The sequence below is a fragment of the Micrococcus sp. GPGPB33 genome (genome assembly GCF_037853785.1).
In the GTDB taxonomy this organism is placed as follows: Bacteria; Actinomycetota; Actinomycetes; order Actinomycetales; family Micrococcaceae; genus Micrococcus; species Micrococcus luteus.
In genome coordinates, this window is sequence record NZ_JAQMWO010000002.1 from 830,504 (window position 1) to 856,029 (window position 25,526).

The 25,526-nt window shown below is 73.5% G+C and carries 26 protein-coding genes; 18 read left to right on the forward strand and 8 right to left on the reverse strand.

Features of this window, described 5'->3' with window-relative positions; all coding sequences use genetic code 11:
- Window positions 1–158: 158 nt before the first annotated feature.
- The 6 genes from POD19_RS03985 to POD19_RS04010 all read left to right on the forward strand — a co-directional run bounded on the left by POD19_RS03985 (window position 159) and on the right by POD19_RS04010 (window position 5,510).
- Window positions 159–329 (forward strand): hypothetical protein, encoded by a 171-nt coding sequence (locus POD19_RS03985; RefSeq protein ID WP_020621742.1) that lies wholly within the window; start codon window positions 159–161, stop codon window positions 327–329.
- Between the two features lie 49 nt (window positions 330–378).
- Window positions 379–1,089, forward strand: coding sequence for a hypothetical protein (locus POD19_RS03990; RefSeq protein WP_020621741.1), 711 nt, complete (start codon window positions 379–381; stop codon window positions 1,087–1,089).
- Window positions 1,086–2,141: a hypothetical protein gene (locus tag POD19_RS03995; RefSeq protein ID WP_020621740.1), complete on the forward strand. Its 1,056-nt coding sequence runs from the start codon at window positions 1,086–1,088 to the stop codon at window positions 2,139–2,141. Before POD19_RS03990 ends, POD19_RS03995 begins: the two co-directional genes overlap by 4 nt.
- The gene (locus POD19_RS04000; protein ID WP_020621739.1) at window positions 2,138–2,824 is read left to right on the forward strand and encodes an ABC transporter ATP-binding protein; all 687 of its coding nucleotides are present in this window, start codon (window positions 2,138–2,140) and stop codon (window positions 2,822–2,824) included. Before POD19_RS03995 ends, POD19_RS04000 begins: the two co-directional genes overlap by 4 nt.
- 16 nt (window positions 2,825–2,840) lie before the next feature.
- Window positions 2,841–3,935 (forward strand): permease, encoded by a 1,095-nt coding sequence (locus tag POD19_RS04005; RefSeq protein ID WP_020621738.1) that lies wholly within the window; start codon window positions 2,841–2,843, stop codon window positions 3,933–3,935.
- A 63-nt stretch (window positions 3,936–3,998) separates the two neighbouring features.
- The gene (locus POD19_RS04010) at window positions 3,999–5,510 is read left to right on the forward strand and encodes a SulP family inorganic anion transporter (RefSeq protein ID WP_020621737.1); all 1,512 of its coding nucleotides are present in this window, start codon (window positions 3,999–4,001) and stop codon (window positions 5,508–5,510) included.
- 10 nt (window positions 5,511–5,520) lie between these two features.
- Here POD19_RS04010 and POD19_RS04015 read toward each other — a convergent pair whose 3' ends face one another.
- Window positions 5,521–5,934, reverse strand: coding sequence for a VOC family protein (locus POD19_RS04015; RefSeq protein ID WP_020621736.1), 414 nt, complete (start codon window positions 5,932–5,934; stop codon window positions 5,521–5,523).
- A 143-nt stretch (window positions 5,935–6,077) separates the two neighbouring features.
- On the opposite strand from POD19_RS04015, the gene POD19_RS04020 reads away from it, so the two are divergent.
- The 4 genes from POD19_RS04020 (at window position 6,078) to POD19_RS04035 (ending at window position 9,606) form a co-directional block, all read left to right on the forward strand.
- Window positions 6,078–7,031 (forward strand): CPBP family intramembrane glutamic endopeptidase, encoded by a 954-nt coding sequence (locus POD19_RS04020; RefSeq protein WP_036317511.1) that lies wholly within the window; start codon window positions 6,078–6,080, stop codon window positions 7,029–7,031.
- A 1-nt stretch (window position 7,032) separates the two neighbouring features.
- Window positions 7,033–8,445 (forward strand): MATE family efflux transporter, encoded by a 1,413-nt coding sequence (locus tag POD19_RS04025; protein WP_020621734.1) that lies wholly within the window; start codon window positions 7,033–7,035, stop codon window positions 8,443–8,445.
- Window positions 8,446–8,505: 60 nt separating this feature from the next.
- Window positions 8,506–9,087 carry a hypothetical protein gene (locus POD19_RS04030; protein ID WP_043276001.1) on the forward strand — a complete coding sequence of 194 codons (582 nt, stop codon included), beginning with the start codon at window positions 8,506–8,508 and terminating at the stop codon, window positions 9,085–9,087.
- A gap of 117 nt (window positions 9,088–9,204) precedes the next feature.
- Window positions 9,205–9,606: a hypothetical protein gene (locus tag POD19_RS04035; RefSeq protein WP_020621732.1), complete on the forward strand. Its 402-nt coding sequence runs from the start codon at window positions 9,205–9,207 to the stop codon at window positions 9,604–9,606.
- Between the two features lie 10 nt (window positions 9,607–9,616).
- On the opposite strand, the gene POD19_RS04040 is transcribed toward POD19_RS04035, so the two are convergent.
- Together POD19_RS04040 and POD19_RS04045 are read right to left on the reverse strand one after the other, a co-directional pair.
- A complete protein-coding gene (locus POD19_RS04040) occupies window positions 9,617–10,603 on the reverse strand; it encodes an L-lactate dehydrogenase (RefSeq protein ID WP_020621731.1) in 987 nt (328 codons plus the stop codon).
- A gap of 96 nt (window positions 10,604–10,699) precedes the next feature.
- On the reverse strand, window positions 10,700–11,491 hold the full coding sequence (locus tag POD19_RS04045; RefSeq protein WP_036341617.1) for a CGNR zinc finger domain-containing protein: 792 nt from the start codon (window positions 11,489–11,491) through the stop codon (window positions 10,700–10,702).
- A 167-nt stretch (window positions 11,492–11,658) separates the two neighbouring features.
- Between POD19_RS04045 and POD19_RS04050 the strand changes: the two genes are divergently transcribed.
- Complete coding sequence (locus POD19_RS04050) at window positions 11,659–13,314, forward strand: thiamine pyrophosphate-dependent enzyme (RefSeq protein WP_036341620.1); 1,656 nt, start codon at window positions 11,659–11,661, stop codon at window positions 13,312–13,314.
- Window positions 13,315–13,346: 32 nt separating this feature from the next.
- On the opposite strand, the gene POD19_RS04055 is transcribed toward POD19_RS04050, so the two are convergent.
- A complete protein-coding gene (locus POD19_RS04055; protein WP_036341622.1) occupies window positions 13,347–13,907 on the reverse strand; it encodes a GNAT family N-acetyltransferase in 561 nt (186 codons plus the stop codon).
- Between the two features lie 266 nt (window positions 13,908–14,173).
- Here POD19_RS04055 and POD19_RS04060 point away from each other — a divergent pair, with 266 nt between their 5' ends.
- The 4 genes from POD19_RS04060 to adhP all read left to right on the forward strand — a co-directional run bounded on the left by POD19_RS04060 (window position 14,174) and on the right by adhP (window position 18,766).
- Window positions 14,174–14,611 carry a DUF779 domain-containing protein gene (locus tag POD19_RS04060; protein ID WP_010079970.1) on the forward strand — a complete coding sequence of 146 codons (438 nt, stop codon included), beginning with the start codon at window positions 14,174–14,176 and terminating at the stop codon, window positions 14,609–14,611.
- The gene (locus POD19_RS04065) at window positions 14,608–16,035 is read left to right on the forward strand and encodes a helix-turn-helix domain-containing protein (RefSeq protein WP_036316757.1); all 1,428 of its coding nucleotides are present in this window, start codon (window positions 14,608–14,610) and stop codon (window positions 16,033–16,035) included. The genes POD19_RS04060 and POD19_RS04065 overlap by 4 nt, the downstream gene beginning before the upstream one ends.
- A 122-nt stretch (window positions 16,036–16,157) precedes the next feature.
- A complete protein-coding gene (exaC, locus tag POD19_RS04070) occupies window positions 16,158–17,681 on the forward strand; it encodes an acetaldehyde dehydrogenase ExaC (protein ID WP_340309340.1) in 1,524 nt (507 codons plus the stop codon).
- 53 nt (window positions 17,682–17,734) lie between these two features.
- Window positions 17,735–18,766: an alcohol dehydrogenase AdhP gene (adhP, locus tag POD19_RS04075; RefSeq protein WP_070708863.1), complete on the forward strand. Its 1,032-nt coding sequence runs from the start codon at window positions 17,735–17,737 to the stop codon at window positions 18,764–18,766.
- Between the two features lie 154 nt (window positions 18,767–18,920).
- On the opposite strand, the gene POD19_RS04080 is transcribed toward adhP, so the two are convergent.
- Window positions 18,921–19,826 carry an alpha/beta hydrolase family protein gene (locus tag POD19_RS04080; RefSeq protein ID WP_020624651.1) on the reverse strand — a complete coding sequence of 302 codons (906 nt, stop codon included), beginning with the start codon at window positions 19,824–19,826 and terminating at the stop codon, window positions 18,921–18,923.
- Window positions 19,827–19,835: 9 nt separating this feature from the next.
- A complete protein-coding gene (locus POD19_RS04085; protein ID WP_043279157.1) occupies window positions 19,836–20,843 on the reverse strand; it encodes an IS481 family transposase in 1,008 nt (335 codons plus the stop codon).
- A gap of 251 nt (window positions 20,844–21,094) precedes the next feature.
- Between POD19_RS04085 and POD19_RS04090 the strand changes: the two genes are divergently transcribed.
- Both POD19_RS04090 and POD19_RS04095 read left to right on the forward strand, forming a co-directional pair.
- The gene (locus POD19_RS04090) at window positions 21,095–21,448 is read left to right on the forward strand and encodes a hotdog fold thioesterase (protein ID WP_340309341.1); all 354 of its coding nucleotides are present in this window, start codon (window positions 21,095–21,097) and stop codon (window positions 21,446–21,448) included.
- Complete coding sequence (locus POD19_RS04095) at window positions 21,445–21,762, forward strand: putative quinol monooxygenase (protein WP_020624654.1); 318 nt, start codon at window positions 21,445–21,447, stop codon at window positions 21,760–21,762. The genes POD19_RS04090 and POD19_RS04095 overlap by 4 nt, the downstream gene beginning before the upstream one ends.
- Before the next feature lie 149 nt (window positions 21,763–21,911).
- On the opposite strand, the gene POD19_RS04100 is transcribed toward POD19_RS04095, so the two are convergent.
- The gene (locus POD19_RS04100; protein WP_144819170.1) at window positions 21,912–22,469 is read right to left on the reverse strand and encodes an SRPBCC family protein; all 558 of its coding nucleotides are present in this window, start codon (window positions 22,467–22,469) and stop codon (window positions 21,912–21,914) included.
- 110 nt (window positions 22,470–22,579) lie between these two features.
- On the opposite strand from POD19_RS04100, the gene POD19_RS04105 reads away from it, so the two are divergent.
- Window positions 22,580–22,993, forward strand: a complete 414-nt coding sequence (locus tag POD19_RS04105) for a DUF4259 domain-containing protein (protein ID WP_036316745.1) — start codon at window positions 22,580–22,582, stop codon at window positions 22,991–22,993.
- Window positions 22,994–23,044: 51 nt separating this feature from the next.
- On the opposite strand, the gene POD19_RS04110 is transcribed toward POD19_RS04105, so the two are convergent.
- A complete protein-coding gene (locus POD19_RS04110; protein WP_144819169.1) occupies window positions 23,045–25,525 on the reverse strand; it encodes a heavy metal translocating P-type ATPase in 2,481 nt (826 codons plus the stop codon).
- Window position 25,526 lies beyond the last annotated feature (1 nt).

The window sequence follows — 25,526 nt, forward strand, 5'->3', positions numbered from 1 at the left end:
CGTCCCCTGAGATTGCGCATCCGTCACGCGCAGGACCCTCTTGACTCCCTGGTGGGGCACGTCTGTGGACCGACCGAGAATTCTCTGGACACAGGGCGAGCACCTTCATAGAGTGTGACGCAGATCACGAATGAGCGTGAACCATAAGGAGGAGCGACATGGGTATGAAGCAGCGGATTTCTAAGGTCGGTGCCGGCGTGGCCGTCGCTGGACCGTTGGCCGTCTCCGGTGCGGTGCCAGCGCAGGCGCTGACGGACTCCGGTCGGCAGGACTGCAGCGCAGGACTCCTCCTGTCGGGCACCTACGGCTACTGCTACTACCCGTACTGACTCGCCGGCACCGATGACTTCATTACGCATTCCTGCGACGGCCGCCCTGGTGGCGGCCGTCGCCCTGACCCTCACCGGCTGCGTCGGTCGGGAGTCTGCGGGCCTCGGCGGTTCATCCACGGTCGCCGCTCCCCCCACCGCGACGGCCGAGAAGACCTGGGACGCCTCGCAGTGGGTTCCCACCGAGAGGATCGAACCCCTCCTGACGACGGAGGCGGAGAAGGAGCGCGCCTACCGTGAGCAAGTCGCGCGGCACGCTCAGGGGGCGGGAATGCCCGCGCCGCCTCAGGTGGAGCGCTCCGGGTGGTACGCCACGTCCCTCGAGTCGGACCGCATGGTGTCCACATGCCTGGCCGAGGCCGGGTGGCCGAACTCGGTCGGTCCGACCGGGGGAATTCAGATCGACACCCCACCTGAGTCCCAGAGGTCTGCTTTCGAGGCGGCCTACGTGACCTGCTACGCACAGCACCCGGTGGATCCGAGCTACACCCAGGACTGGACCGATCCGCAGCTCCGCCTCGTCTATGACTACTGGGACCAATACCTCATCCCGTGTCTCGAGGCCTACGGCTACACGGTCGACACCTCCGCGCGCCCCTCCAAAGAGGCATTCGTCTCCGCGTTCTACACTCCAGGCCGCCACCAGTGGTGGCCCTTCGCGGACAGCATGAGGGGCGTGTCGGCAGAACGCCAGGCCGAGGTCGCGCAGACATGCCCGGAGCTTCCGCCGCAGGATGTCTTCTGGGGGTCATCCGGATGAATCGCCCCGCCCGCTGGGCCGCCCTCGTCCTTGCGCTCGTGGCCGTCGCCGCGCTCGCCTTCTGGGCCGGCCGGGTCACGCTCACACCTCCGGCTCAGGCCGAGCAGCGTCCGGCCGCGAGCGCCCTCGTCACCGTCGCCGAGCAGGAGCTCGGCCGTGTCATCACCCTCGGCGTCTCCGTGTCGCGCGAGCAGACGCCGGCGGCGGTGAACGCGCTGACCGGCGTCGTCACCCGGGCCGGAGAGTCCGGCGAGGTGGCTGCCGGGGAGGTGCTGTACGCCGTCGCCCAGAAGCCCGTGCTCGTCCTCCAGGGCGAGCTTCCCCAGTGGCGCCCTCTCGGGGAGGGCACTTCCGGCGACGACGTCGCCGCGTTCCAGCGCATGCTCGCCGCCACCGGCGCGAAGGTGGAGGCCACCGGCACGTGGGACGAGGCCACCGCGGACGCCTGGGACGACTGGCTCACCGAACGCGGCTACCCCGCCGCGGACACCGTGGAGCTCGGCCAGCTCGTGGTCCTCGACGCCCTCCCCGCGCCCCTCAGCGTGGACGCGAAGACCACCGCCGTCGGCACCACCCTCGCCGGCGGCGAGAACGTGGTGGCCCGCCCCGGCGACCAACCGGACTTCGCCCTCGAGGTCAACCAGGAGCAGGCCGCCCTCATCCCGGCCGGCACCCAGGTCACCGTGCCCCACGGCGAACACGAATGGAAGGCCGTCGCCGGCGAGTCCACCTCCGACGAGCAGGGCCTGATCCGCATCACCCTCACCGCCCCGGACGGCGGCGTGGTCTGCGGCGAGGACTGCGACACCCTGCCCGCCGACGCCACCACCTCCCTGCTCTCCCAGGTCAGCGTGGTCCCGCCCGTCTCCGGGCCCGTGGTCCCCGTGTCCGCCCTGCGCACCCAGCCAGACGGCGCCGCGACGGTCACGGTGGTCCGGGACGGCGCCGCGGAGGACCGCACCGTCACCGTCCTCGGCTCCGCCGACGGCCTCGCCGTCGTGGACGGCGTGGACGCCGGCGAGCAGGTGCGCGTGCTGAACGGCACCCGATGACGGGGCCCGCCACCCCGGGCACGCCCGCCGCCCCCGTCGTCCCCGCCGCCCTCGCCGTCGAGGACCTGCGCTTTGCCTACACCCGCGCCGCCGAGGAGCTGTTCGACGGCCTCACCCACGCGTTCACGCCGGGCGCCGTCACCGCCCTCACCGGACCCTCCGGGCGCGGCAAGTCCACCCTCCTGTACGTGCTCGGGCTCATGCTCACGCCCACCTCCGGAGTGGTGCGCCTCGGCGACGTCGACGCCTCCACCCGCCCGGACCGGGAGCGCTCCCGCCTGCGCGCCACCTCCGTGGGATTCGTGTTCCAGGACTCGGAGCTGGACCCGTCCCGCCCCATCCTGGACTCCGTGGTGGAGCCCGGCCTCTACGCCGGGTTGGAGCGCCAGACGCTCGAGGACCGGGCACGGGCGCTGCTCGAGCGCTTCGGCCTCGCCCACCGCGCCGACCACCGGCCCGGGCAGGTCTCCGGCGGGCAGGCGCAGCGGGTGGCCGTGTGCCGCGCCCTCGTGAACGCGCCCGTCGTCGTCCTCGCGGACGAGCCCACGGGCAACCTCGACCCGGACAACGCCGGCCTCGTCATGGACGCCCTCGCCGATGCCGCCGCCGAGGGGCGCACCGTGGTGGTCGCCACCCACGACCCCGCCGTCGTCGCCCGCGCCGACGAGGTGGTGCGGCTGTGAACCGGGAGGACCGCCCATGAACCTGCGCACCCTGCTGCGTGAAGCCGTCACCGCCGCACGCACCTCTCCCGTGCCCTCCGCCCTCGTGCTGCTCGTGGTGGCCGCCATGTGCTTCGCCGCCGTGGCCACCGTGGGCAGGCAGGCCGCCACCGAGGCGGCCGTCGCCGCAGAGCTCTCCGGCCCCGGCGCCCGCGTGCTCACCGTCACCGACACCGGCGGCACCGGTTTCCTCACCGGCGCCACCGCGGCCACCCTCGCCGGACTCGACACCGCCGAGGCCGCCCTCGCCCGGGACTCGCCTATGGACGCCGTGAACACCGGGATCGGCCGGGGCGGCGCCCGCGTGGCCGTGACGAACGTGGTCGGCACCCTGGACCGTGGCATCGAGCTGACCCGCGGCCGCCTGCCCGCCCCCGGCGAGGTGGTGGTCCCCGAGGCCAAGCTCGCCGAGCTCGGCCTCGCCCAGCCCTCCGGAGCGATCGAGGCCACGGACGGCCGCCAGTGGGCCGTCGTCGGGGCGTTTCAGGCCCAGGACCCCTTCCAGGACCTCGACGGCTACGCCCTCACCGTCCCCGCCGCCCCGGACGCCCTCGTGATGCAGCAGGTCCGCGTCCTCGCCGCCGACACCGCCGGCACCCGCGCCATGCAGGAGGCCGCGCTCGCCGTGATCGACCCCGACCCGCGCGCCTCCTCCATCCAGACCGCCCGTGCCCTCTCCGCCGGCAACCAGGTGATCACCGGCGAGCTCGCCGGGCTCGGACGCTCCCTGCTGCTGCTGATCCTCGGAGCCGGCGCGTTCTTCGTGTCCATCGTGGTGCTCGCCGACGTCCTCATCCGCCGCCGCGACCTCGGCCGCCGCCGCACCCTCGGCATCGGCCGCGGAGACCTGATCCTGCTCGTGGCCGTGCGCACCGCCGTGCCTGCGCTGCTGGGCGCCGTGCTGGGCTCCGGAGCCGGGTACGCCGTCGTCGCCGGCCAGGGCGGGACGCTGGGGGTGGACTTCGTGGCGGCGGTGGCCGTGCTGGCCGCCCTCACCGCGCTGCTGGCCAGCCTCGCCCCGGCGGCGTTCGCCGCGTTCCGCGACCCCGTGCGGGTGATGCGGACGGCGTGAGGGGTGGCGGGCGGACCCGCTCACCGGCGGGCACCCCGCCCGCGCACCGCTACCCTCGGGAGCATGCCCGCCTTACCCGCCGCGCCCCCGCCTGCCCTCACGCCGCTCCAGCGGCAGTCCGTCCTGCGCACCCTGCGCAGCCCTCGGCTGCTGGGCACGGAGGTGCTGGCCGCCGTCGTGGTGGCGCTCGCGCTGATCCCGGAGGCCATCGCGTTCTCGATCATCGCGGGCGTGGACCCGCGCGTCGGCCTGTTCGCCTCCTTCACCATGGCGGTGACCACGGCGATCGTGGGCGGCCGGCCCGCCATGATCTCCGCGGCCACGGGGGCGGTGGCGCTCGTCGTCGCACCGCTGTCCCACGCGTACGGGGTGGGGCACCTCCTGGCCGCGATCATCCTCGGCGGCGTCATCCAGATCCTGCTCGGCGTGTTCGGGGTGGCCCGGCTCATGCGGTTCGTCCCGCGCTCGGTGATGGTGGGGTTCGTCAACGCGTTGGCCATCCTCGTGTTCACCTCGCAGCTGCCCGAGCTGATCGGCGTCCCGTGGCTCGTGTACCCGCTCACGGCGTTGGCCCTGGCGATCGTGGTGCTGTTGCCGCGGCTCACCACTGCGGTGCCTGCGACGCTCGTGGCCGTCGTCGTGGTCACCGCCCTGGTGATGGCCGCCGGCCTGGCCGTGCCGCGCGTGGGGGACCGGGGCGCGCTGCCGGATGCGCTGCCCGTGCTCGGCCTGCCGGACGTCCCGCTGACGTGGGAGACCCTCCGGTTGATCCTGCCGTTCAGCGTCGGCATCGCGTTCGTGGGGTTGCTCGAGTCCCTGCTCACCGCGAAGCTCGTGGACGACATCACCGACACCCGCTCGGACAAGACGCGCGAGTCCTGGGGGCAGGGTGTCGCGAACGTGGTCTCGGGGTTGTTCGGCGGCATGGGCGGCTGCGCCGTGGTGGGGCAGACCATGATGAACGTCAAGGCGAACGGCGCCCGCACCCGGATCTCCACGTTCCTCGCGGGCGTGTTCCTGCTGGTGCTCGTGGTGGCCTTCGGCGGCTTCGTGGCGCAGATCCCCATGGCCGCGCTCGTGGGCGTGATGATGTTCGTGGCCGCCGCCACCTTCGATTGGCATTCGGTGCGCCCCGCCACCCTGCGCGCGATGCCGCGCTCGGAGACCGCCGTCATGGTCGTGACCGTGGCGGCCACGGTGCTCACTCACAACCTCGCGATCGGCGTGGGTGTGGGCGTGCTCGCTGCGCTGGTGCTCTTCGCTCAGCGCGTCTCGCGTCTGGTCACGGTGGTCCGCGAGGTCCACGACGACGGCGACGCCGTCACGTATCGCGTGCACGGCGCCCTGTTCTTCGCGTCCTCGAACGACCTCTACTCGCAGTTCGAGTACGCCCTCGACCCGCCGCGCGTCGTGATCGACATGAGTGCCGCGCACGTGTGGGACGCCTCCACTGTGGCCGCGCTCGACTCGGTGCTGACCAAGTACGCCCGGCACGGGATCCACGCCGAGGTGACGGGGCTGAACGAGGCCTCCGCGGCGATGCACGCGCGCCTCACCGGGCGACTCGGCGCCTGAGCCGGCGGGCTCAGGCGGTGACGAACTCCCACTGGTGCCCGTCCGGGTCGACGATCTCGCGGGAGTGCATGCCGGAGTCGGCCATCTCCTCGCGCAGGTCCTCGGGCAGGGGCACCTCGGCGGCGCCGAGCTCGATCGCCCGGTCCGCCAGGGCGTCCACCGCCGCGGCGTCGCCGACGGTCAGCGCCATGAGGGCGGAGTTGGTGGTGAGGCAGTCGGCGATCTCACGGTTGCCGATGAAGTCGGTGTAGTAGCCGGGGCTGAGGTACATCGCGTACGTCGACTCGGTGAGCTCGATGCACACCGAGTGCTCGTCCGAGTAGTCGTCCATCGCGGTGGCGCCCAGGGTCGTCCAGAACTCACGGATCCGCTCGGTGTCCGTCGTCGGGAGGTTGATGAACACCGGCTGGGAGAACAAGGCCATGGGGAGCACCGTAGACGAGGCGTTCGGCCCGCCGCCACCGCGCGCGTGTCGCGGGCGCGCGGGCGTGGCGTGGGCCACGGAGCCGCTCCCGACGACGGCGCCCGCGGCCTGGCGCGTCCGCCCCCGTTGGTAGCGTGGCCGCCATGAGCGTTCCTCCCTCTGGCCCGCCGGCCGGTCCGCCCGCCGGCTGGCCGCCGTCGGGCCGGCCGTCCGCCCGCCGCGCCGCCGTCGCCCCGAGCCTGCACGGGCACCCCGGCGCCCCCGGTGGCGTCCCCGCCGGCTGGCCCGGCCGCCGGCCCGCGGCCCGCCCCGCGCCGGACTGGACCCCGGGTCGGTTCCACTGGGGCGACGCCGTCGTGGTGCTCGTGTACGTGGCGCTCATGGTGCTCGGGCTGGGGCTGTGGCTGGCGGTGTCGCTCGGCCTGGTCCCCGGTGACCTCGAGGCGTTCGACCTGGTCCGCGACGGGTTCACGGTGAACATCGTCAGCTACGCGATCCTCGTGGTGCTCGTGCTGGCCGTGGCCTGGCGCCCGCTCGTGACGTCGCTGCGGGTGTTCCGCACGGGGACGTGGTGGAAGCTGTTGCTGCTGCCCGCCACGTGGCTGGCGTGCATCGTCGTGAACGTGATCGTGCTGAGCCTCATCGGGGAGGCGCAGACCAGCGCCAACCAGGCCGCGCTCGAGGAGATGACCACGCAGGCCCCGCCCGTGCTCATGATCCTCATGACCGTGGTGGCCGCCCCGCTCGTGGAGGAGTACCTGTTCCGCCACCTGCTGATCGGCAAGCTCTCCCGCTGGATCAACGTGTGGGTGTGCGCCGTGGTCTCCGTGCTCGCGTTCACACTCCTGCACTTCCTCGGCACCGGCGGCGACTTCCGGCTCGTGGAGACCGTCCCGTACCTGACCCTCGCGGTGGCGATCACGGTGTCCTACATCCTGATGGGCCGCTCGTTCGGGTACGCGGTGCTGCTGCACATGGTGAACAACGGCATCGCCATCGCGATGCTCTACCTCGTGGCCCCCCTGCTGCCGGACACGCTGCCCGGCCCCACTGCCCCGACCACGGCGCTGGCCCCGCTGCTGGCCCTGCTGGGCTGAGATGGCAGGACCCTCCGGCTCGACGGCGGCGCCCGCCCCGCAGGACGCGCGCGCCCTCACGCGGCGCATCCTCGCGCTCGCGGTCCCCGCGTTCGGCGCGCTCATCGCGGAGCCGCTGTTCCTGCTGGCCGACACCGCGATCATCGGGCACCTGGGCACGGCCCAGCTGGCCGGCGTCGGGATCGGCACCACCATCCTGCACACGCTCACCGGCCTCATGATCTTCCTGGCCTACGCCACCACCCCGGCGGTGGCCCGGCTGATCGGGGCGGGGAACCCGGCCGCCGCGATGGACCGCGGCCGCGACGGCATCTGGCTGGGCCTGCTGCTCGGCGCGGTGCTGGCCGTCCTCGGCTGGCTCGCGGCCCCCGCGCTGACGGCGGCCCTCGGCGCGACGGGCGAGGTGCAGGCCCACGCCGTCGCCTACCTGCGCTGCTCCATGCCGGGGCTGCCGGCCCTGCTGGCCGTGCTCGCGGCCACCGGGGTGCTCCGCGGCCTCCAGGACACCGTGACGCCGCTCGTGGTGGCGGGTGTGGGCTTCGGCGCGAACATCGGGCTGAACGTGGCCCTGGTGTACGGGCTGGGCTGGGGCGTGGCCGGCTCGGCCGTCGGCACGTCCGTGGTGCAGTGGGCGATGCTCGTGACGTACCTGTTCGTGCTGGCCCCGCGCTTCCGCCGCTCGGGCACGGTGTGGGCGCCCCGTGCGTCGGGCATGCGCGCCACGGCCCAGGTGGGCTCGTGGCTGCTGCTGCGCACCGCGAGCCTGCGGGCGGCCATCCTCATCACCGTCATGGCCGCTGCCGGAGCGGGCGACCTCACCCTCGCCGCGCACCAGCTCGTCTTCACGCTGTTCTCCACGCTGGCGTTCGCCCTCGACGCCCTCGCGATCGCCGCGCAGGCCCTGATCGGCGCCGAGCTCGGGGCCGCCCGGCCGGACGCCGCCCGTCGCCTCACCCGGACGATGGTGCGCTGGGGGCTGGGCTTCGGCGTCGTGACCGGGGCCGTGCTGGCCCTGGCGGCACCGGTGCTGCCGGGGCTGTTCACCACGGACCCGACCGTGCAGGCCGCCGCCACCGTGGGCCTGTGGGTGCTGGCCGCCGGGCAGCCGGTGGCCGGCTACGTGTTCGTGCTGGACGGCGTGCTGATCGGCGCCGGCGACGCCCGCTACCTCGCCCTCGCCGGCCTCGTGAACCTCGTGGTCTACGCGCCGGCGCTCTGGGTGCTCGCGCAGCTCGCCACGGGCGGGTTCGGCTGGACCGCGGTCTGGCCCGGACCGAACGCCGCCGTGCCCGACGCCGGTGTGCAGCTGGGCCTGCTCTGGCTCGGCTTCGCGGGGGTCTACATGGGGATGCGGGCGCTCACCCTCGGCTGGCGGGCCCGGCGCGACGACTGGATGCGGCTCGGCGTCGGGTGAGCGCGTCCGGGCGGTGACGCGCGGGCCGGGCCGCGGCCGCACTGCTCCTAGACTGGGGCGGTGGCTACCGTGCAGACCCCCCTCGAGATCTCGTCCGTGGTGTTCAAGCCGATCCTGATCCGCGCCGTGGTGGCGCTGGCGTTCGGTCTGACCACCGTGTTCGTCGCCGAGCCGGGCCTGACGTGGATGAAGGTCATGTTCGCGCTGTACCTGGCGTTCTCCGGTTCGGCGATGTGGGAGTACCTGCGCCGCGACCCGGTGCCCGTGGCCATGCGCTCCCCGCTGTCCCTGGCGGCGGCCGCGTGGATGCTCGGCGTGATCGTGCTGCTGTTCCTGGGGTCCCCGGCGGCGGTGGGCGTGGCGGCCGGCGCCGCCCTCGTGCTCGGCGGCGTCGCCGAGCTCGTGGCGTGGGCCCGCCACCGCCGCGAGTTCATCCCCGCGCGGGACCAGCTGTGGACCGGACTCGTGGGCCTGCTCTCCGGGGGCGGCGTGGTCGTGGCGGCCCTGCAGGGCTTCGGCCCGCACGCCCTGCTCGGCATCGCCGGCGGCGGGGCGATCCTGATCGGGGTGCTCCTGATGGTCTCCGGGCTCGGCTTCCACCACGAGGTGCGCCGCGACCGCGGCACCGCCAAGGGGCTCTGAGTCGACCCGCCGACGCCAGCACGTAGACTGGATCCGGTCCACCGCGCCGTCTCGCCAGCAGCCGCGCCGCCGCGGACCACGCCACCCGAGCCGCCCCCAGCCGTCAGGAGTCCCGCCGTGAGCGCACCGTCCCCCCGCCCGTCCGCCGATCGCGCCGGATCCGGCCGCCCGGCACGCGGCGGTCTGCGCACCACGGTCAAGGGCCCGCTCGTCTTCTCCGCCGTGCTCGGCCTGATCGGCGGGGTGATCGCCGGCATCACGGCCTCCGGCGGCACCCAGAATCCACTGCGCGTCGACATCGCGCTGATCGCCTTCGGCGTCTTCTTCATGACCTCGCTCGTGGTGGTGGCCATGCTGCAGCTCGCCGCGCGCGAGAACCCGGACCACCTCTCCCAGGGCTCCGGCGTGAACCGCTCCTCCGAGGAGATGTTCCGCAAGGCCGCCGCCGAGCGCCGCGCCCAGGCCGCCGCCGAGCGCCGCGAGCAGGGCGGCACCGGAGGCGACGCCCCGCGCGCCTGAGGCCGGCGCCTCAGAACCCGAGGCTGCGTGCCTCCCGCCGCAGCGCGTCCGCCGAGGCGTGCAGCGCCCGCATCTCCGTGGCGTCCAGCTCGGTCTGGATCACGCGGGTCACGCCGCCGCGCCCCACCACGGACGGCAGGGACAGGGCGACGTCCGAGAGCCCGTGGACGCCGTCGAGCACGGTGGAGACCGGCAGAATGGCGTGCTGGTCGCGCAGGATCGCCTCGAGCAGGCGGGTCGTGGCCACGCCGACCGCGTACGTGGTGGCGCCCTTGCCCTGGATCACCTCGTACGCGGCGTGCACCACGGTGTCCGCGACTTCGTCCAGGTCGGCGCGGGTGAACAGCGGGTCGGCCGGCGTCGGCCACTCGAGGAGGGGCGTCGGGCCGATGCGCGCCGAGCTCCACGCGGGGAACTCCGTGTCCCCGTGCTCGCCGAGGATGGCCGCGTGCACCGACGACGCGTGGACCTGCGCCCGCGACGCCAGCAGCCACCGCAGGCGGGACGTGTCCAGCAGGGTGCCCGAGCCGATCACCCGGCCGGCCGGCAGGCCGGTGAGGCGCTGGGCCACCAGCGTGAGGACGTCCACGGGATTGGTGACGAGCACGATCAGCGCGTCCGGCGCGTGCGCCTGCACCTGGGGCAGCAGGCCGCGCAGGATCTCCACGTTGTGCGCGCCGAGGTCGAGGCGGGTCTGCCCCGGCTTCTGCTTGGCGCCGGCCGTGATCACGACGACCTCGCAGCCGGCCAGGACGTCCGGGTCCGCGCCGCCGGTCATCGCGGATGCAGAGGTGAACGGGGTGCCGTGGGCCAGGTCGAGGACCTCGGCGCGGACCTTGGGCTCGTCGATGTCGTAGAGGGCGACCTCGCGGGCGACGCCGCGGATCAGCGCCGCGTAGCAGATCGCGGTGCCGACGCCGCCGGCCCCCACGACGCCGACCTTGCGGTGGGCGGGTCCGAGGGACGCGGGGGTGTGGGCGGGGGTGTGCTCGCTCATGTCTCGCAGGCTAGGGGCGTCCGGCCGGCCGACGGAACCAGAGGCCGCCCCGTCCCCCGATGTTCAGCGGCGGGTCACCTGGCGGGTGGGGCCGGGTCAGTCCTTCTTCTTGTCCGACTTCTTCTTGCGGGCCTTCTTCTCCGCCTTCTTGCGGGCCTTCTTCTCCGCCTTCCTGCGCTCCTTCTTCTCCTTCTTGGTCTCCCGGCGGGGCTCGTCGGCGGCGGCCTCGGAGTCCACGGCGGCCTCGGGCGCCTCGGAGTCCACGACGGCCTCCGGCGCCTCCGCCTCCTCCGGCCCGGCCGGATCCGCCGCGGGGGCGGACTCCGCCGCCTCGGCCAGCCGTGCCCGGTAGGAGCGCACGTGGGTGCGGTTGGCGCAGTTGGCCTCGTCGCAGAACCGCTTGGACCGGTTCCGGCTGGCGTCCACGAGCGCGTTCTCGCAGTCCTCGCCCTCGCACACGCGCAGGCGGGTCAGCTCGCCGTCCATCGCGGTCTCCGCCAGCGCGAGGGCGGCCATCGCGGCCAGCCGCTCCACCGCGTCGGCGGGGACCTGCGCCGGTGCCAGCCCGACGACGTCGCCCCCGGCCGTCAGCCGCAGCGGCCCGGCCGCGGCGAGGAGGGCGTTCACGCGCTCCACGGCGGCCGCCTCGTCCACGGCGGCGAGGGCCCAGACCTCGGCCAGACGGCCGCGGAGTTCGCGGCCACGCACGGCCGCGGCGGCGGCCAGGCGGAGGCGGACCTCGTCCTCCTGGAGTTCAGGGACGAGGGAGGGCAGCTGCGTGGCGGCGGTGAACCGCTCGTCGGCCGGCTGACCGCCCCGCAGTCCGGGGGCGGTGTTCAGGAACGCGGCCAGGGAGGCGAGGCGGGAGAGCGTCGGCGCGGAGAGCATGGGGAAATCGTACGGCGGGCCCGCCCTCCCGTCACCGGCTTCACGCCGCGTATCGGGTCGCCTCCGGCGCCGTCCCGTCCAGTACCCTGACCCCCACGGACCCCGTCTGCACGGCGGGGTGCACCCACGGGGCCGGAGGGGCCCCCGAACCAGCACAGGAGACCTCCATGTCCCAGACCTCCCAGGCGACCGGTCGCCTCTCCGCCGGGCACGTCATCGTCAAGACCCTCGAGTCCCACGGCGTGAAGCGCGTCTACTCCGTGCCGGGCGAGTCCTACCTGGACGTCCTGGACGGCCTGCACGACTCGGGCATCGAGAACGTGGTGTGCCGCCACGAGGGCGGCGCCACGTACATGGCCGAGGCCGACGGCAAGATGAACGTGGTCCCTGGCGTCGCCATGGTGACGCGCGGCCCGGGCGCCGCGAACGCCCACGTCGGCCTGCACACCGCGTGGCAGGACTCGACGGCGCTCGTCCTGTTCGTCGGCCTGATCCCGTTCGAGCACCGCGACCGCGAGGCCTTCCAGGAGTTCGACCCGCACGCCTGGTTCGGCACCGGTGCGAAGCGCGTGATGGTCCTGGACCACCCGGAGCGCGCCTCCGAGATCGTGGCCGAGGCCATGTTCGCCGCCAGCTCGGGCCGGCCCGGGCCCGTCGTCGTCGGCCTGCCGGAGGACGTGATCCGTGAGGAGATCGATGCGCACCTGCACCCGCAGATCCCCGTGGCCTCAGGCGGCATGACCGTGGGGGACTGGAAGTCCCTGCACGCCGCGCTCAAGGAGTCCCGCAAGCCGCTGTTCATCACCGGTGGCAACGACTGGACGGACGAGGGTGCGCAGACCCTGACGACGTGGCTGGAGGAGCACAAGATCCCCGCCGCCGCCGAGTGGCGCACCGAGGGCACCGTGCCGTTCTCCTCGCCGTCCTACGTGGGCCCGATCGGCTACGGCCGCCCGAAGCCGACCTACGACATGCTCGAGGAGACCGACCTCATCGTGTTCGTCGGCACCGTGCCGGGCGACGTCGTGACCAATGGCTTCACCATCCGCCAGAACTGGGACAAGAAGAACTTCCTGGTCACCATCGACCCGTCCCTGCGCGGCCGCTCCGGCCCCGTGTCCCACCAGATCGTGGCCAAGCCGGACGGGTTCATCCGCGACCTCGTCCGCATGGAGCTCGAGGTCAAGCCGGAGTGGGAGGAGTGGACCTCCCGCATGCGCGGCGAGCAGGAGAAGTTCGCGGCCCTGCCCCCGGCCGAGCCGTCCGAGGGCCAGGCGAAGATGGCCACGCTCATGGCCAACCTGGTGCCGAAGCTGCCGAAGGACTCGATGATCTCCCTCGGCGCGGGCGAGCACACCAACTGGGCGCACCGGTACTTCCCGACCGAGGGCTATCGCTCCATGATCTCGGCCCGCAACGGCTCCATGGGCTACTCGGTGCCGGGTGCCGTGGCCGCGTCCCTGAACTTCCCGGACCGCACCGTGGTGACCATCGCCGGCGACGGCGAGTTCCTCATGAACGGCCAGGAGCTGGCGACCGCCGCGCAGTACGGCGCCACGCCCCTCGTGATCGTCATGGACAACCAGGAGTACGGCACCATCCGCACCCACCAGGAGCGCCAGTACCCCGGGCGCGTCTCCGGCACCCAGCTGAAGAACCCCGACTTCGCCGCCATGGCCCAGGCGTTCGGCGGCTTCGGGGTGCGCGTGGAGCGGGACGCGGACGTGCCGGCGGCCGTGGACGCGGCGCTCAAGGCGGTCCAGGAGGAGGGCCGGTTCGCGCTCATCCACCTGATCGTGGAGCAGCGCGTCAAGGCCTACTGAGGCCGGCGGCGCGGTCCCCGCCGTCCCTCCGGTCAGGCCGCCGTCGTGGGGACGTCGAAGCGCAGCTGGGGCACGGGGAAGGGCGCACCGTCGAGGTCCGCCTCGACCCGGTCCCGCAGCACGCCCCCGCACGCACGGATCGTGGCCACGGAGGCGGTGTTCGTCTCGTCGCACGTGAGCAGGGCGGCGGGCACCCCGCGTGCGGCCAGCAGCGTCAGGGCGCCGCGCAGCAGCCGCGCGGCGTGGCCCCGCCGCCGGAACGCGGGGCGCACCGCATAGCCCACGTGTCCGTTGACGTGCCGCAGCGCCTCGTTCAGCTCCCACCGCACGGACACCCGGCCCACCAGCTCACCGTTCTCGTCCACGCCCACGTAGAAGGAGGCGGGCGCGCGGCCGGGCTCGACGTCGCCGCGCGCCTCGGCGGCGAACGCGCGGCGGACCGCGGGGAAGGAGCGGGTGCCGGCCATCAGGAAGTCGAACCCCTCCCGATGCAGCTCGGCGTCCGCCTCGCGCGCCGCGATCTCGTCCGCGGCGCGCAGCGGGCGCAGCAGGAGGCCGTCCACGGTGACGGTGGGGCTGGGGTCCGGGAGCATGTGCCGAGTGTAGGGGGGTGGACTCCGGGCGCGGCCGCGTGAGCCACCCGCCGCCCCCGCCCTCGTGCTTTCCCCACCCCCGCGCCGTGAGCCAGACGTTTCGGTCGTGATCAGCCCCTGATTGCGGCTGAAACGTCTGGCTCGCGGCACATCCCTCGGTGCACCCTCCGGGCTGCCGCGCCCCCATCACGCCGACCGGGGTGACGTGGATCACGTTCGGGGCTAGGGTGTGGGGACCGACGATCGCCCATCCCCAGGAGGTCGCGATGACCGTGCCGTCCTCGTCGGCGGAGCATGCGCCCGCGCTCGAGGCTCGCCCCGAGATGCCGGGCGAGACCCTGTCCCGCGTCGCCATGACGTCCGCGGCGCTCGAGCTGATCCGCCGACTCCTCCCGATCCATGGCCCGCTCATGTTCCACCAGTCCGGCGGCTGCTGCGACGGGTCCGCGCCCATGTGCTATCCCGCCGGCGACTTCACGACCGGCGCCGCCGACGTCCTGCTGGGCACCTTCGCGCTGCCGGCCGAGGGGGACCAGGCCGCCGTGGAGATCCCGTTCTGGATGTCCGCCGCCCAGTTCGAATACTGGAAGCACACCCACCTCACCCTGGACGTGGTGGACGGGCGCGGCTCCGGCTTCTCCGTCGAGGCCCCCGAGGGCAAGCGGTTCCTGATCCGCTCGCGGTTGATGGCAGGCTCGGGATGAGCTCGACCCTCGCCACCGGCGCCTACCGACGCGCCGTGGACCGGGCCCACGAGTCCCTCGCCGCGGTCCGCCTGTCGCTCGCGCCGTCGTCGCCCACCGCTCCGGCCGGCGCAGACCAGGGCCTGCGCGCCGCCCTGCAGGGGCTGCGGCGAGAGGTCCGTGAGTCCTGGCTGCGCTCCCTCGGCGCCCTCACCCCCGCGGTACCCGGCCAGACCGACCCGGCCACCCTCTCCGACGACGACCTCGCCGCCGCCCGCCGAGACCAGCGCCTCGCCGTGGCCCTGCCGGTGGTCCGCCGCATGCTCATCCACCCCGCGGCCGAGGCCGGGATGCTCGCCGCGATCGGCAACGCGCGCGGCCACCTGCTGTGGGTCGAGGGCGACCGGACCGCGGTGCGCCACGCCGAGACCATGGGCTTCGTGGCGGGCGCCGACTGGTCCGAGGCGTCCATGGGCACCTCCGCCCCCGGCATCGTCCTCGCGACCGGCGCCCCCACGCAGGTCAGCCGCGGCGAGCACCTGAGCCCGCGCGTGCACCCGTGGAGCTGTTCGGCCGTCCCGCTCACGGACCCGGCCACCGGGCGGCTCGTCGGGGTCCTGGACCTCACGGGCGGGGAGGACGCCGTCAGCCACCTCGCCCTGCCGCTGCTCCAGGCCACCGTGGACGCCGTGCACGCCGCCTGGCGGGACCTGCCCGCCCCGTCCCGGGGCCGTCCCCGCGGCACCGCCCCGACGCCGGGCCCCTCGGCTCCGCCGTCCGCCTCGCCGGGGCCGAGCCCCGCCGCCGCGCCGCACCGCCACGACGCCGCCGCGGGCCTGTTGCGCGTCACCGGCCACCTGCCGCCCACGCTGGACGGGGTCGAGCTCACCGGCCGGCACGCCGAGATCCTCACCCTCCTCGCGTGGCACGGCCCGGGCCTGACCGGCGCCGAGCTCGAGGTCGCGCTGTATCCGGAGGAGACCGCCGGGCCCCGGCCCGCGCCGGGCGATTCCCCCGCCCGCGCCATCTCGCTGCGCGCCGAGGTGCATCGACTCCGCCGGGCGCTGCGGGACGTGGGGGCGCCGGTGGCACTGCTGTCCCGGCCGTACCGGCTCGTGGGGGAGGTGCACGCGGACCTGCTGTGCGCGCGGGAGGCGCTGCGCGCCGGGGATCTGGACCGTGCGCTGCACGCGGCGGCCGGGCCGGTGCTGCCGCGGTCGGCGTCCCCCGGTGTCGCCTCGATCCGCGCGGAGCTGGGGGAGGCGCTGCGCGAGGCCGTCGCCCAGGACGCGGATGTCGAACAGCTCTGGGCCTACCTGGGCCGCCCCGAGGCCCGCGACGACGTCGAGCTCTGGGGCGCCGCCCTGCGTCTGCTGCCGGCGGACTCGCCGCGGCGGGCGCTCGCCGTGGCCACGCTCGAGCGGATCGAGCGGGACCTGGCCTGACCCGGCCCGCCCCTCACCCGCGCCCGGCTGCAACCTCCGTGCAACCTCCTTGTGACTAGCGTCACAGCCACGGCAGGGCGCCACCCGGCGCCGAGGCAACCGCAGGCAAAGGAGCCAGCACCATGACCGTCTACGCATTCCCGGGCACCGAGGGAGCCAAGGTCGAGTTCAAGTCCCGCTACGAGCACTTCATCGGAGGAGAGTGGACACCCCCGGTCAAGGGCCAGTACTTCGAGAACGTCACGCCCGTGACGGGCAAGGTGTTCTGCGAGGTCGCCCGCGGCACGGCCGAGGACATCGACGTCGCCCTCGACGCCGCCTGGAAGGCCGCCCCGGCCTGGGGCGCCACCTCGGCGGCCGAGCGGGCGCTCGTGCTGCACCGCATCGCGGAACGCATGGAGGAGAACCTCGAGATGCTGGCGGTCGCGGAGACCTGGGACAACGGCAAGGCCGTCCGGGAGACCCTCAACGCGGACTTGCCGCTGGCCATCGACCACTTCCGGTACTTCGCCGGCGCGATCCGCGCGCAGGAGGGCGGCCTGTCCCAGGTGGACGAGGACACCGTCGCCTATCACTTCCACGAGCCGCTCGGCGTGGTCGGCCAGATCATCCCGTGGAACTTCCCGCTGCTGATGGGGGTGTGGAAGCTGGCGCCCGCGCTGGCCGCGGGCAACGCCGTCGTGATCAAGCCCGCCGAGCAGACCCCGGCCTCGATCATGGTGTTCATCGAGCTGATCGCGGACCTGCTGCCGGCCGGCGTCGTCAACGTGGTCAACGGCTTCGGCCTCGAGGCCGGCAAGCCGCTCGCGCAGTCGCCGCGCATCCGCAAGATCGCGTTCACGGGTGAGACGACGACGGGCCGGCTGATCATGCAGTACGCCTCGGAGAACATCATCCCGGTGACCCTGGAGCTGGGCGGCAAGTCGCCCAACGTCTTCTTCGAGGACGTCATGGCGGACGACGACGCCTACTGGGACAAGGCGCAGGAGGGCTTCACCCTGTTCGCGCTGAACCAGGGCGAGGTCTGCACGTGCCCGTCGCGTGCGCTTGTGCAGGAGTCGATCGCGGAGAAATTCCTCGACGCCGTCGTGGAGCGGACCTCGCGCATCGTCACCGGCAACCCGCTCGACACAGACGTGATGATGGGCGCCCAGGCCTCCAACGACCAGCTCGAGAAGATCACCTCCTACCTGGACATCGGCCGTCAGGAGGGCGCCGAGGTGCTGATCGGCGGCGCCCGCGCCGAGATGGAGGGCGAACTGGCCGGCGGCTACTACGTGCAGCCCATGATCTTCCGCGGGGACAACTCGATGCGCATCTTCCAGGAGGAGATCTTCGGGCCGGTGGTCTCGACGACCACGTTCACCGACTTCGACGACGCCATGCGGATCGCCAACGACACGCTCTACGGGCTCGGCGCCGGCGTGTGGTCCCGGAACGGCAACACCGCCTATCGCGCGGGCCGGGCGATCCAGGCCGGTCGCGTGTGGGTGAACAACTACCACGCCTACCCGGCCCACGCCGCGTTCGGCGGGTACAAGTCCTCCGGCATCGGCCGCGAGAACCACCTGATGATGCTCGACCACTACCAGCAGACCAAGAACCTGCTCGTCTCCTACTCCGAGGACAAGCTCGGGTTCTTCTGAGCCGGTGCCGGCACCGCACGACCCCCTCCCCATCCCACGAAAGGTGATCCCCCATGACCACGATGAAGGCAGCCGTCGTCACCCAGTTCGGCACAGAGGCCGACGTCCAGGAGGTCGAGCGCCCGACGCCCGGCCAGCACCAAGCGCTCGTGAAGCTCATCTCCTCGGGCGTCTGCCACACGGACCTGCACGCGATGGAGGGTGACTGGCCGGTGAAGCCGACCCCGCCGTTCATCCCGGGCCACGAGGGCGTGGGCATCGTCGAGGAGGTCGGGCCCGACGTCGAGAACCTCAAGGTCGGGGACATGGTCGGCAACGCGTGGCTGTGGGGCGCGTGCGGCCACTGCCAGTACTGCCGCACCGGGTGGGAGACCCTGTGCGAGGAGCAGATCAACGGCGGCTACTCCATGAACGGGTCCTTCGGCGAGTACATGCTCGTGGACGCCCGCTACGCGCCCCTGATCCCCGAGGGCGCGGACCCGATGGAGGTCGGCCCGATCCTGTGCGCCGGCGTCACGGTGTACAAGGGGCTGAAGCAGACCGAGGTGCGGCCCGGGCAGTGGGTCGTGATCTCCGGCATCGGTGGCCTGGGGCACATCGCGGTGCAGTACGCCGTGGCGATGGGCATGCGCGTGGTGGCCGTGGATGTCGCGGACGACAAGCTGGCGCTCGCCTCCCGGCACGGCGCGGAGCTGACCGTGAACGCGAACGTCGCGGACCCCTCCGTGGAGATCCAGGAGAAGATCGGCGGCGCCCACGGCGTGCTCGTCACGGCCGTGCACCCGCAGGCGTTCGGCCAGGCCATCGCGATGACCCGCCGCGGCGGCACCATCGTGTTCAACGGCCTGCCCCCGGGCGACTTCCCCGCGCCGATCTTCGACATCGTCCTCAAGGGCCTGACCATCCGCGGCTCGATCGTGGGCACCCGGCAGGACATGGTCGAGGCACTCGAGTTCTACGAGGCCGGGAAGATCCACCCGACGTTCCACACCCGCCCGCTCACCGAGATCAACGACGTGTTCGACGAGATGCGCCACGGCAAGATCGAGGGCCGCGTCGTCATCGACTACGCGATGCAGGACTGACGTGTCGCCTGGGCGTCGGCTGGGCGCGGGGTAGTATCGACACATCACGCGCACCAGTGCGACGGCGGTCGTCCCGCCCGGAGACCCGGGCCGGGGCGGCCGCCGTCGTCGTAGCGGGGACGGGACGGGCCGCAGCGATTCCGGTGCGCGAGCCTCAGCGGGCCGCGGCCGGGGCGACGCCGTCGCGCAGCCACTCCAGCGTGGCCGGCCAGAAGGCCGGCGCGAACCGCGCGTGGAACAGTCCGAAGTGCCCGATCTCCGCGACACCGAGCTCCTCCGGCCGCACCCGCCAGCGCACCGTCTGCCGACCCGGCGAGTAGGCGTCCGCGCGGTCGAGGGCGGCGTCGGTGCCGAAGTCGTCGTCCACGGGCGCCACGATCAGCGCGTCCGCCGTGAACGCGGCCAGACGACGGCGCAGCTCGTCCCGGCCGGCGCCGGTGCGGGCGCTCGCGGTGAAGTCGCGGCGACTGCGCGCCCAGTCCAGGGCGACCCCGCGCGGCAGGTCCTCGAGCCAGCCGAGCCGCCGCCCCGGGAAGTGCCCGCGGGCCAGCGTGATCGCCGGCATCGCCGCGTGCCACCGCGCCCACATCCGTGCACGCCCCGGCCGCGCCCGGTAGTCCCGCCAGTGGGCGTGCTGCCCGCCGACGGCCACGTGCCGGGCCACATGCCGCGCCTCGTCCGCGAGCCCGATGCCGAACCCGCCGTAGCTGTGGCCCACCGTCAGGAGGGGGCCGGGCAGGCGCGTCCGGGCCCAGCCGAGCACGGCGTCCGCGTCGAGGGCGCCCCAGTCCGCCCACCGCGCCCGCCGCGCCACGGCGAACGGCTCACGGGACTCCCCGACGCCCCGGTAGTCGAACGTGACCGCGTGGAACCCGTGGCCGGCGAGGAACTCCGCGTAGCGCCGGTAGTACGTGGCCTTCACCCCGGTCGCCGAGGCGATCACCACCGCGCCGGCGGGCCGGGCCGGGGGCGTCGTCGTCGTGGGGGCGAAGTGGCGGGCCGCGAGCACGAAGCCGTCGCGGGCGCGGAGGCGCACGGGGGTGGAGGGGGTCTGCGTCACGCCGCCACCCTAGGTGTAGGAGGGCATGACGTTGTTGACTCGGGCCGGTGCCAACGAGGCCGGCGGGGCGTTCCCGCAGGAGGTATGAGGCCGATGGTAGTTGTAGTGGTTCACCCACACGGCCAGCGCCTCACGCCGAGCTGTCTCTGAGGTATACGGGCGGGCGTAGAGGACCTCATCGACCATCAGCCGGTTGTACCTCTCCACCTTCCCGTTATGGCGCGGGGTGTAGGGGCGGATCCGGTGGTGCCGGCCCCCGAGCGAGACCACCTTGGCGGTGAAGTCCGCAGCCCGGTAGTTGTTTCCGTTGTCCGTGATCACCCGGTCCACGGTGATGCCGTGGGCGGCGAAGAACGCCCTCGCCCGGCAGTAGAAGCTCACGGTCGTGGCCGCCCGCTCGTCCTCCAACGCCTCGGTGTAGGCCAGCCGGGTGAACCCGTCGATCGCCGAGTGCAGATAGGTGTACCCGACCCGCCGGCCAGGCCCGCGCTTGGAAGCACGGCCTGCTTCACTTTCACGTCCGTGGGTGCGCCAGCCGCCCCCGTCTGGGATCTTCCCGATCTTCTTCACGTCCAGGTGCACCATGTGCCCCGGCCCTCTCGCGGTGATCTTCTGGGGTCGTTGGCGCAGGTCTTCTCCGGCCGGGGTCAGGTCCCGTAGGCGGGAGATCCCGAGTCGGTGCAGCCACCGTCCCACGGTACGAAGACACACCCGGTGGCCCTCGGAGACGAGGTAGTGATGGATGCGCCGTGCGGACCACTTGCGCTCCCGCCGCAGGGCGTGGATCTGGGCGACCAAGACCGGATCGAGCTGGGCAGGTGAACGGTGCGGCCGGCTGGGCAGGTCCTGAAGGCCGGCTTCTCCCTGGGCGCGGTAGCGGGCGACCCAAGTGGCCACCGTGGGCCGGCTCACCCGGAACTCGGCGGCCACGTGCGCCTGCGGGATCCCGTCGTGCAGGTGGCGGTGGACCATCCTGAGACGGCCGGTGGGAGTCAGGGGTGCGTTAGCGTGAGTCATGAGCGGGTCTCTTCTGGCAGGTCGGTGGTGTAGGAACTTCCATCCTGCGGGAGAGGCCCACTCGTCTCATCTCAGCCCGGTACCCATGTCAAGAACCTCATGACCCACAACACCTAGGCGCGGGGCGGCGCGACCTGCGACACAGACCTGCGACACAATGGGCCCATGACTGAGACCCCCAGAGCTCGTCCGGCCAGAGCCGGGACGAGATCCTCGCCCGCCTCGAGGAGATCTACGCGAACGACCCCGCGGTGCGCGAGCACGGCGTCACCCTCGGCGAGGTGGCCGAGGGGCGCGTGGTGCTGCACCGCGACGTCACCGCGGACATGGTGAACTCCCACGAGATCTGCCACGGCGGCTTCCTGTTCCACCTCGCGGACTCGGCGCTGGCGTACTGCGTGGCGACCTTCGGCGCCGCCCCCGTCACCCGGCGCGCCGAGATCACCTACGTGGCGCCCGCCAGGCTCGGCGCGCACCTCGTGGCGACCGCCCGCCAGTCGGTGGAGTTCGGCCGCGACCGCATGATCGAGGTCGGCATCGAGGCGGACGGCCAGCTCGTCGCCTGGTTCACCGGCCACTCCACGAGCCCGCGGGTGCACGCGTGAGCGCCGGGCAGGACGCGACGACGGCCGGGCCGGTCGTCGAGTCGGTGGAGCTGCACGTGGCCGCGGGGGCGGAGGCGGCGTTCGAGGCCGCCGTCGCCGAGGCCGAGCCGCTGTTCCGGGACAAGGGCGCGACGTCCTTCGCACTGTCCCGGCAGGTGGAGGACCCGGCGCGCTACCGGCTGCTGATCGGCTGGCGCACGCTCGAGGACCACACCGTGGCCTTCCGCGAGTCCGACGCGTTCCTCGCGTGGCGTGCGCTCGTCACCCCGCACCTGGCGCAGCCGCCGGCCGCGACCCACTGGTCCGCCGTCTGACCCCCGCACCCCCCCCCGCTTTCGTTCGGGAAACGGCGGTCGTCAGCGCGTTTTCGTTCGGGAAACGGCGCGAGGGCTGACCTTTTCCCGCACGAAAGTGCGCCGACACGCCGCCGTTTCCCGAACGAAAGTGCGGAGACGCGGTCGGTTCAGAGGTGGCGGCCCGCCAGCCGCGTGAGGCTCGACTGGATGCCCCGCCCGTTGTCCGCCGGCACGCGCAGCAGCTCGTACGCGCGGCGCACGGCCGGCCGGGCCCACGAGTAGTCGAAGGTCTCGGTGACCTCGGTGGTGCCGTCCCCGTTGTCCTGGAACGCCCAGCGCCACCGGTGTCCGCCCGGGTGGGCCCACTCCACGAGCTCGTCCTCGTCCACGGCGGTGGCGGTCAGCGTCATCGTGTACGGCACCCCGTACTTCCGCATGGCCACGCGGAACCGGTCGCCCACGGCCAGCCGGTGCGGCCCGCTCACCTTCGGCCGCACGGTCCCGGACCCGTCCGCCTCGTGATGGCGGTGCGGGTCCGCGAGCATCGCCCACAGCTCGTGCGCCGGCGCGGCCACGGTGGCCCGGTAGGACACCTGGTGCTCGCCGGTCTCCACGCGCTCGGGCCACGCCGCCTGCGGGGCGGCCTGCGGCAGCCCGGACGACGACGGCGCGGCGGCGGACTCGGTCTCGGGGGTGGCGGACGAGGGGGTCGGCTCGGTGCTCATGCCGCCCAGTCTAGGAACCGCCGCGGACACCGGAAGCGGAGGCGACGGCACCCCTCGGCGGGACACCACAGGACTCTTGCCGGGGCCCGCCCCGGGCCTAGGGTCAGGTCATGGGCGCATGGGGCAGAAACGTCTTCCAGAACGACACCGCGCTGGACATCGTGGACGAGGTCCTCGACGGCACCTTCGACCTGGACGAGTTCCGCAAGAACTTCCGTCGCGACGAGGACGAGGGCCACCTGACCGCGAGCCAGGGCGCCGCACTCCTCACCCTCGGGGCGCTCGTGCGGATCGCCCGGAACGAGGACCACGCGGACCTCGAGGCCCTGCTCGAGCACGCGGAGACGGACGAGGTGGACCTCACCGCCTTCATCGACCAGTTCTCGGACGAGGACGTCGAGACCCTGCGCGAGCTGATCGGCGTGGTCATCCGCGAGCCCTCCTGCTCCGAGCTCTACCAGCTCTGGGAGGAGTCCGGGGAGCTCGAGCAGTGGCTCGAGTACTCCCGCGAATGCCTGCCCTGACCGGCCGGCCGGGCCGGGGTGGACCCGGCCCGCGCACGGCCCCGCCCCGGCTCAGCGCGCGTAGCGGGTGAGCCGCAGCGAGTTCAGCACCACGAGCACGCTCGAGGCCGCCATCGCGCCGCCGGCGATCATCGGGTTGAGCAGGCCCAGGGCCGCGACCGGGATGCCGAGCACGTTGTAGAGGAACGCCCAGAACAGGTTCATCCGGATGATCCCCAGGGTGCGGCGGCTCAGGTCGAGCGCCTGGACCACCTGGTGCAGGTCGTCGCCCATCACGGTGATCTGCGCGGCCTCGCGGGCCACGTCCGTCCCCGAGCCCATGGCGATGCCCATGTCCGCCGCGGCGAGCGCCGGGGCGTCGTTGACGCCGTCGCCCACCATGGCCACCACGGCGCCCTCGGACTGCAGGCGCGTCACCACGTCCACCTTGTCCTCGGGGCGCACGCCGGCCACCACGTCCTCGGCCGGGATCCCGACGGCGGCCGCCACCTGGGTGGCGACGGCGGCGTTGTCCCCGGTCACCAGCAGCGGGCGCAGGCCGAGCTCCTTGAGCCGGGCGATGGCGTCCGCCGAGGTGTCCTTCACGGTGTCCCGGACGGACAGGACGCCCGCCACGCGGCCGCCGACCGCGACCCACACGGCCGTGGCGCCGGCCTGCTCCGCCGCCTCGAACGCGGCCCGGTGCTCGGCGAGGATGCCGCCGTCGAGGGCGGTCTCGAGGACGGAGCCGCGGCCGACGGCCACGCGGACCGGATCCGGGCCGGCGGCGCCGTGCGCGCCGGAGCCGGGTGCGCCGTCGTCGTGGGGGAGGGCGACCAGCCCGGACACGCCGCCGCCGGCCGTGGAGGCGAAGTCCGCCACGCCGGGCACGGTCAGGCCACGCTCCTCGGCGCCGGCCACGATCGCGCGGGCGATCGGGTGCTCGGACCCGCGCTCGACGGCGGCCGCCAGGGTCAGCAGGACGTCGGCGGCCTGGTCCGGCGCCGTTTCGTCAACGAAAGCGCTCCGGGAGGCGCCCGTTTCGGCCACGAAAGCGGGGTCGAGGACGAGCACGTCCGCCAGCGCCATGCGTCCCTCGGTCACGGTGCCGGTCTTGTCCAGCACGATCGTGTCCACGGTGCGCGAGTCCTCGAGCACCTCGGGGCCGCGGATGAGGATGCCCAGCTGCGAGGCGCGGCCGGTGCCGGCCAGGAGGCCGACCGGGGTCGCCAGGCCGAGGGCGCACGGGCACGCGATCACGAGCACGGCCACGCCGGCGCGCAGCGCGGACGGCAGGTCGCCGGTCACGAGCATCCACACCACGAAGGTCAGCACGGCGATCCCGAGCACGATCGGCACGAACACGGCGGAGATCCGGTCGGCCAGCCGGGCCACGCGGGCCTTGCCGGTCTGCGCCTCGGAGACGAGCCGCCCCATCTGGGCGAGCGTCGTGTCCGAGCCGACGCGCGTCGCGCGGGCCACGAGCCGGCCCGAGGTGTTCAGGGTGGCGCCGGTGAGGGCGTCCCCGGGGCCGACCTCCACGGGCACGGACTCGCCCGTGAGCAGGGAGGCGTCCACGGCGGAGGTGCCCTCGAGCACCTCGGCGTCCGTGGGCACCTTCTCGCCGGGGCGGATCAGCACGACGTCGCCCGGCGCGAGGGACTCGGCGGGCACCGTGCGCTCGTCGTGGGTCTCGGGGTCGTAGAGGGTGGCCCGGGCCGCGCCCAGGTCCAGGAGCGCGCGCAGCGCGGCGCCGGCCTCACGCTTGGCGCGGGCCTCGAGCCAGCGGCCCAGCAGCAGGAACGTGGTGATGACTGCGGCCGCCTCGAAGTACAGGCTGTGGTGGGCCATCTCCGCCATGGTCCCGCCCACGTGGGCCGTCATGTCCGGCGCCAGGATCAGCTCCACGGCCGAGAAGAAGAAGGAGACGAGCACGCCCAGGGACACGAGGGTGTCCATCGTCGACGAGCCGTGCCGGGCCGCGCGGAACGCCGCCGAGTGGAACGGCCACGCCGCCCACAGCGCCACGGGTGCCGCCAGGGCGAACGCGACCCAGCCCCAGTGCGGGAACTGCAGCGCCGGGACCATGGAGATCAGCACGAGCGGCACGGTCAGCAGGGCCGCGCCGATCAGGCGGGGCTTCAGCACGTCCTCGCTCGGCCCGTGGGCCATGTGGTCGTGGTGGTCCACGCCGTCATGGTCCGCGGCGTGCTCCTCGCCGTGGCCCTCGCCGTGCTCGGAGGTGTGCGCGTGCCCGCCGTGCCCGGCGTGCCCCGCGTGCCCGGCCGGCGGGGCGGGACGGCGCACCGTGGCGCCGTACCCGGCCTTCTCGACGGCGGCCACGAGCTCCTCGTCCGACACGCCGGCGGGCGCGGTGACGGTGGCCTGTTCGAGCGGCAGGTTCACGGACGCCGTGACGCCCTCGAGCTTGCCCAGCTTGCGTTCGACGCGACCCACGCACGAGGCGCAGGTCATGCCGGTGACGTCCAGGTCGACGCGGCGGGTGGTCTCGTCCGGCGGGCCGGCCGGGGTGGAGGAGGCGGGGTGGGTCATG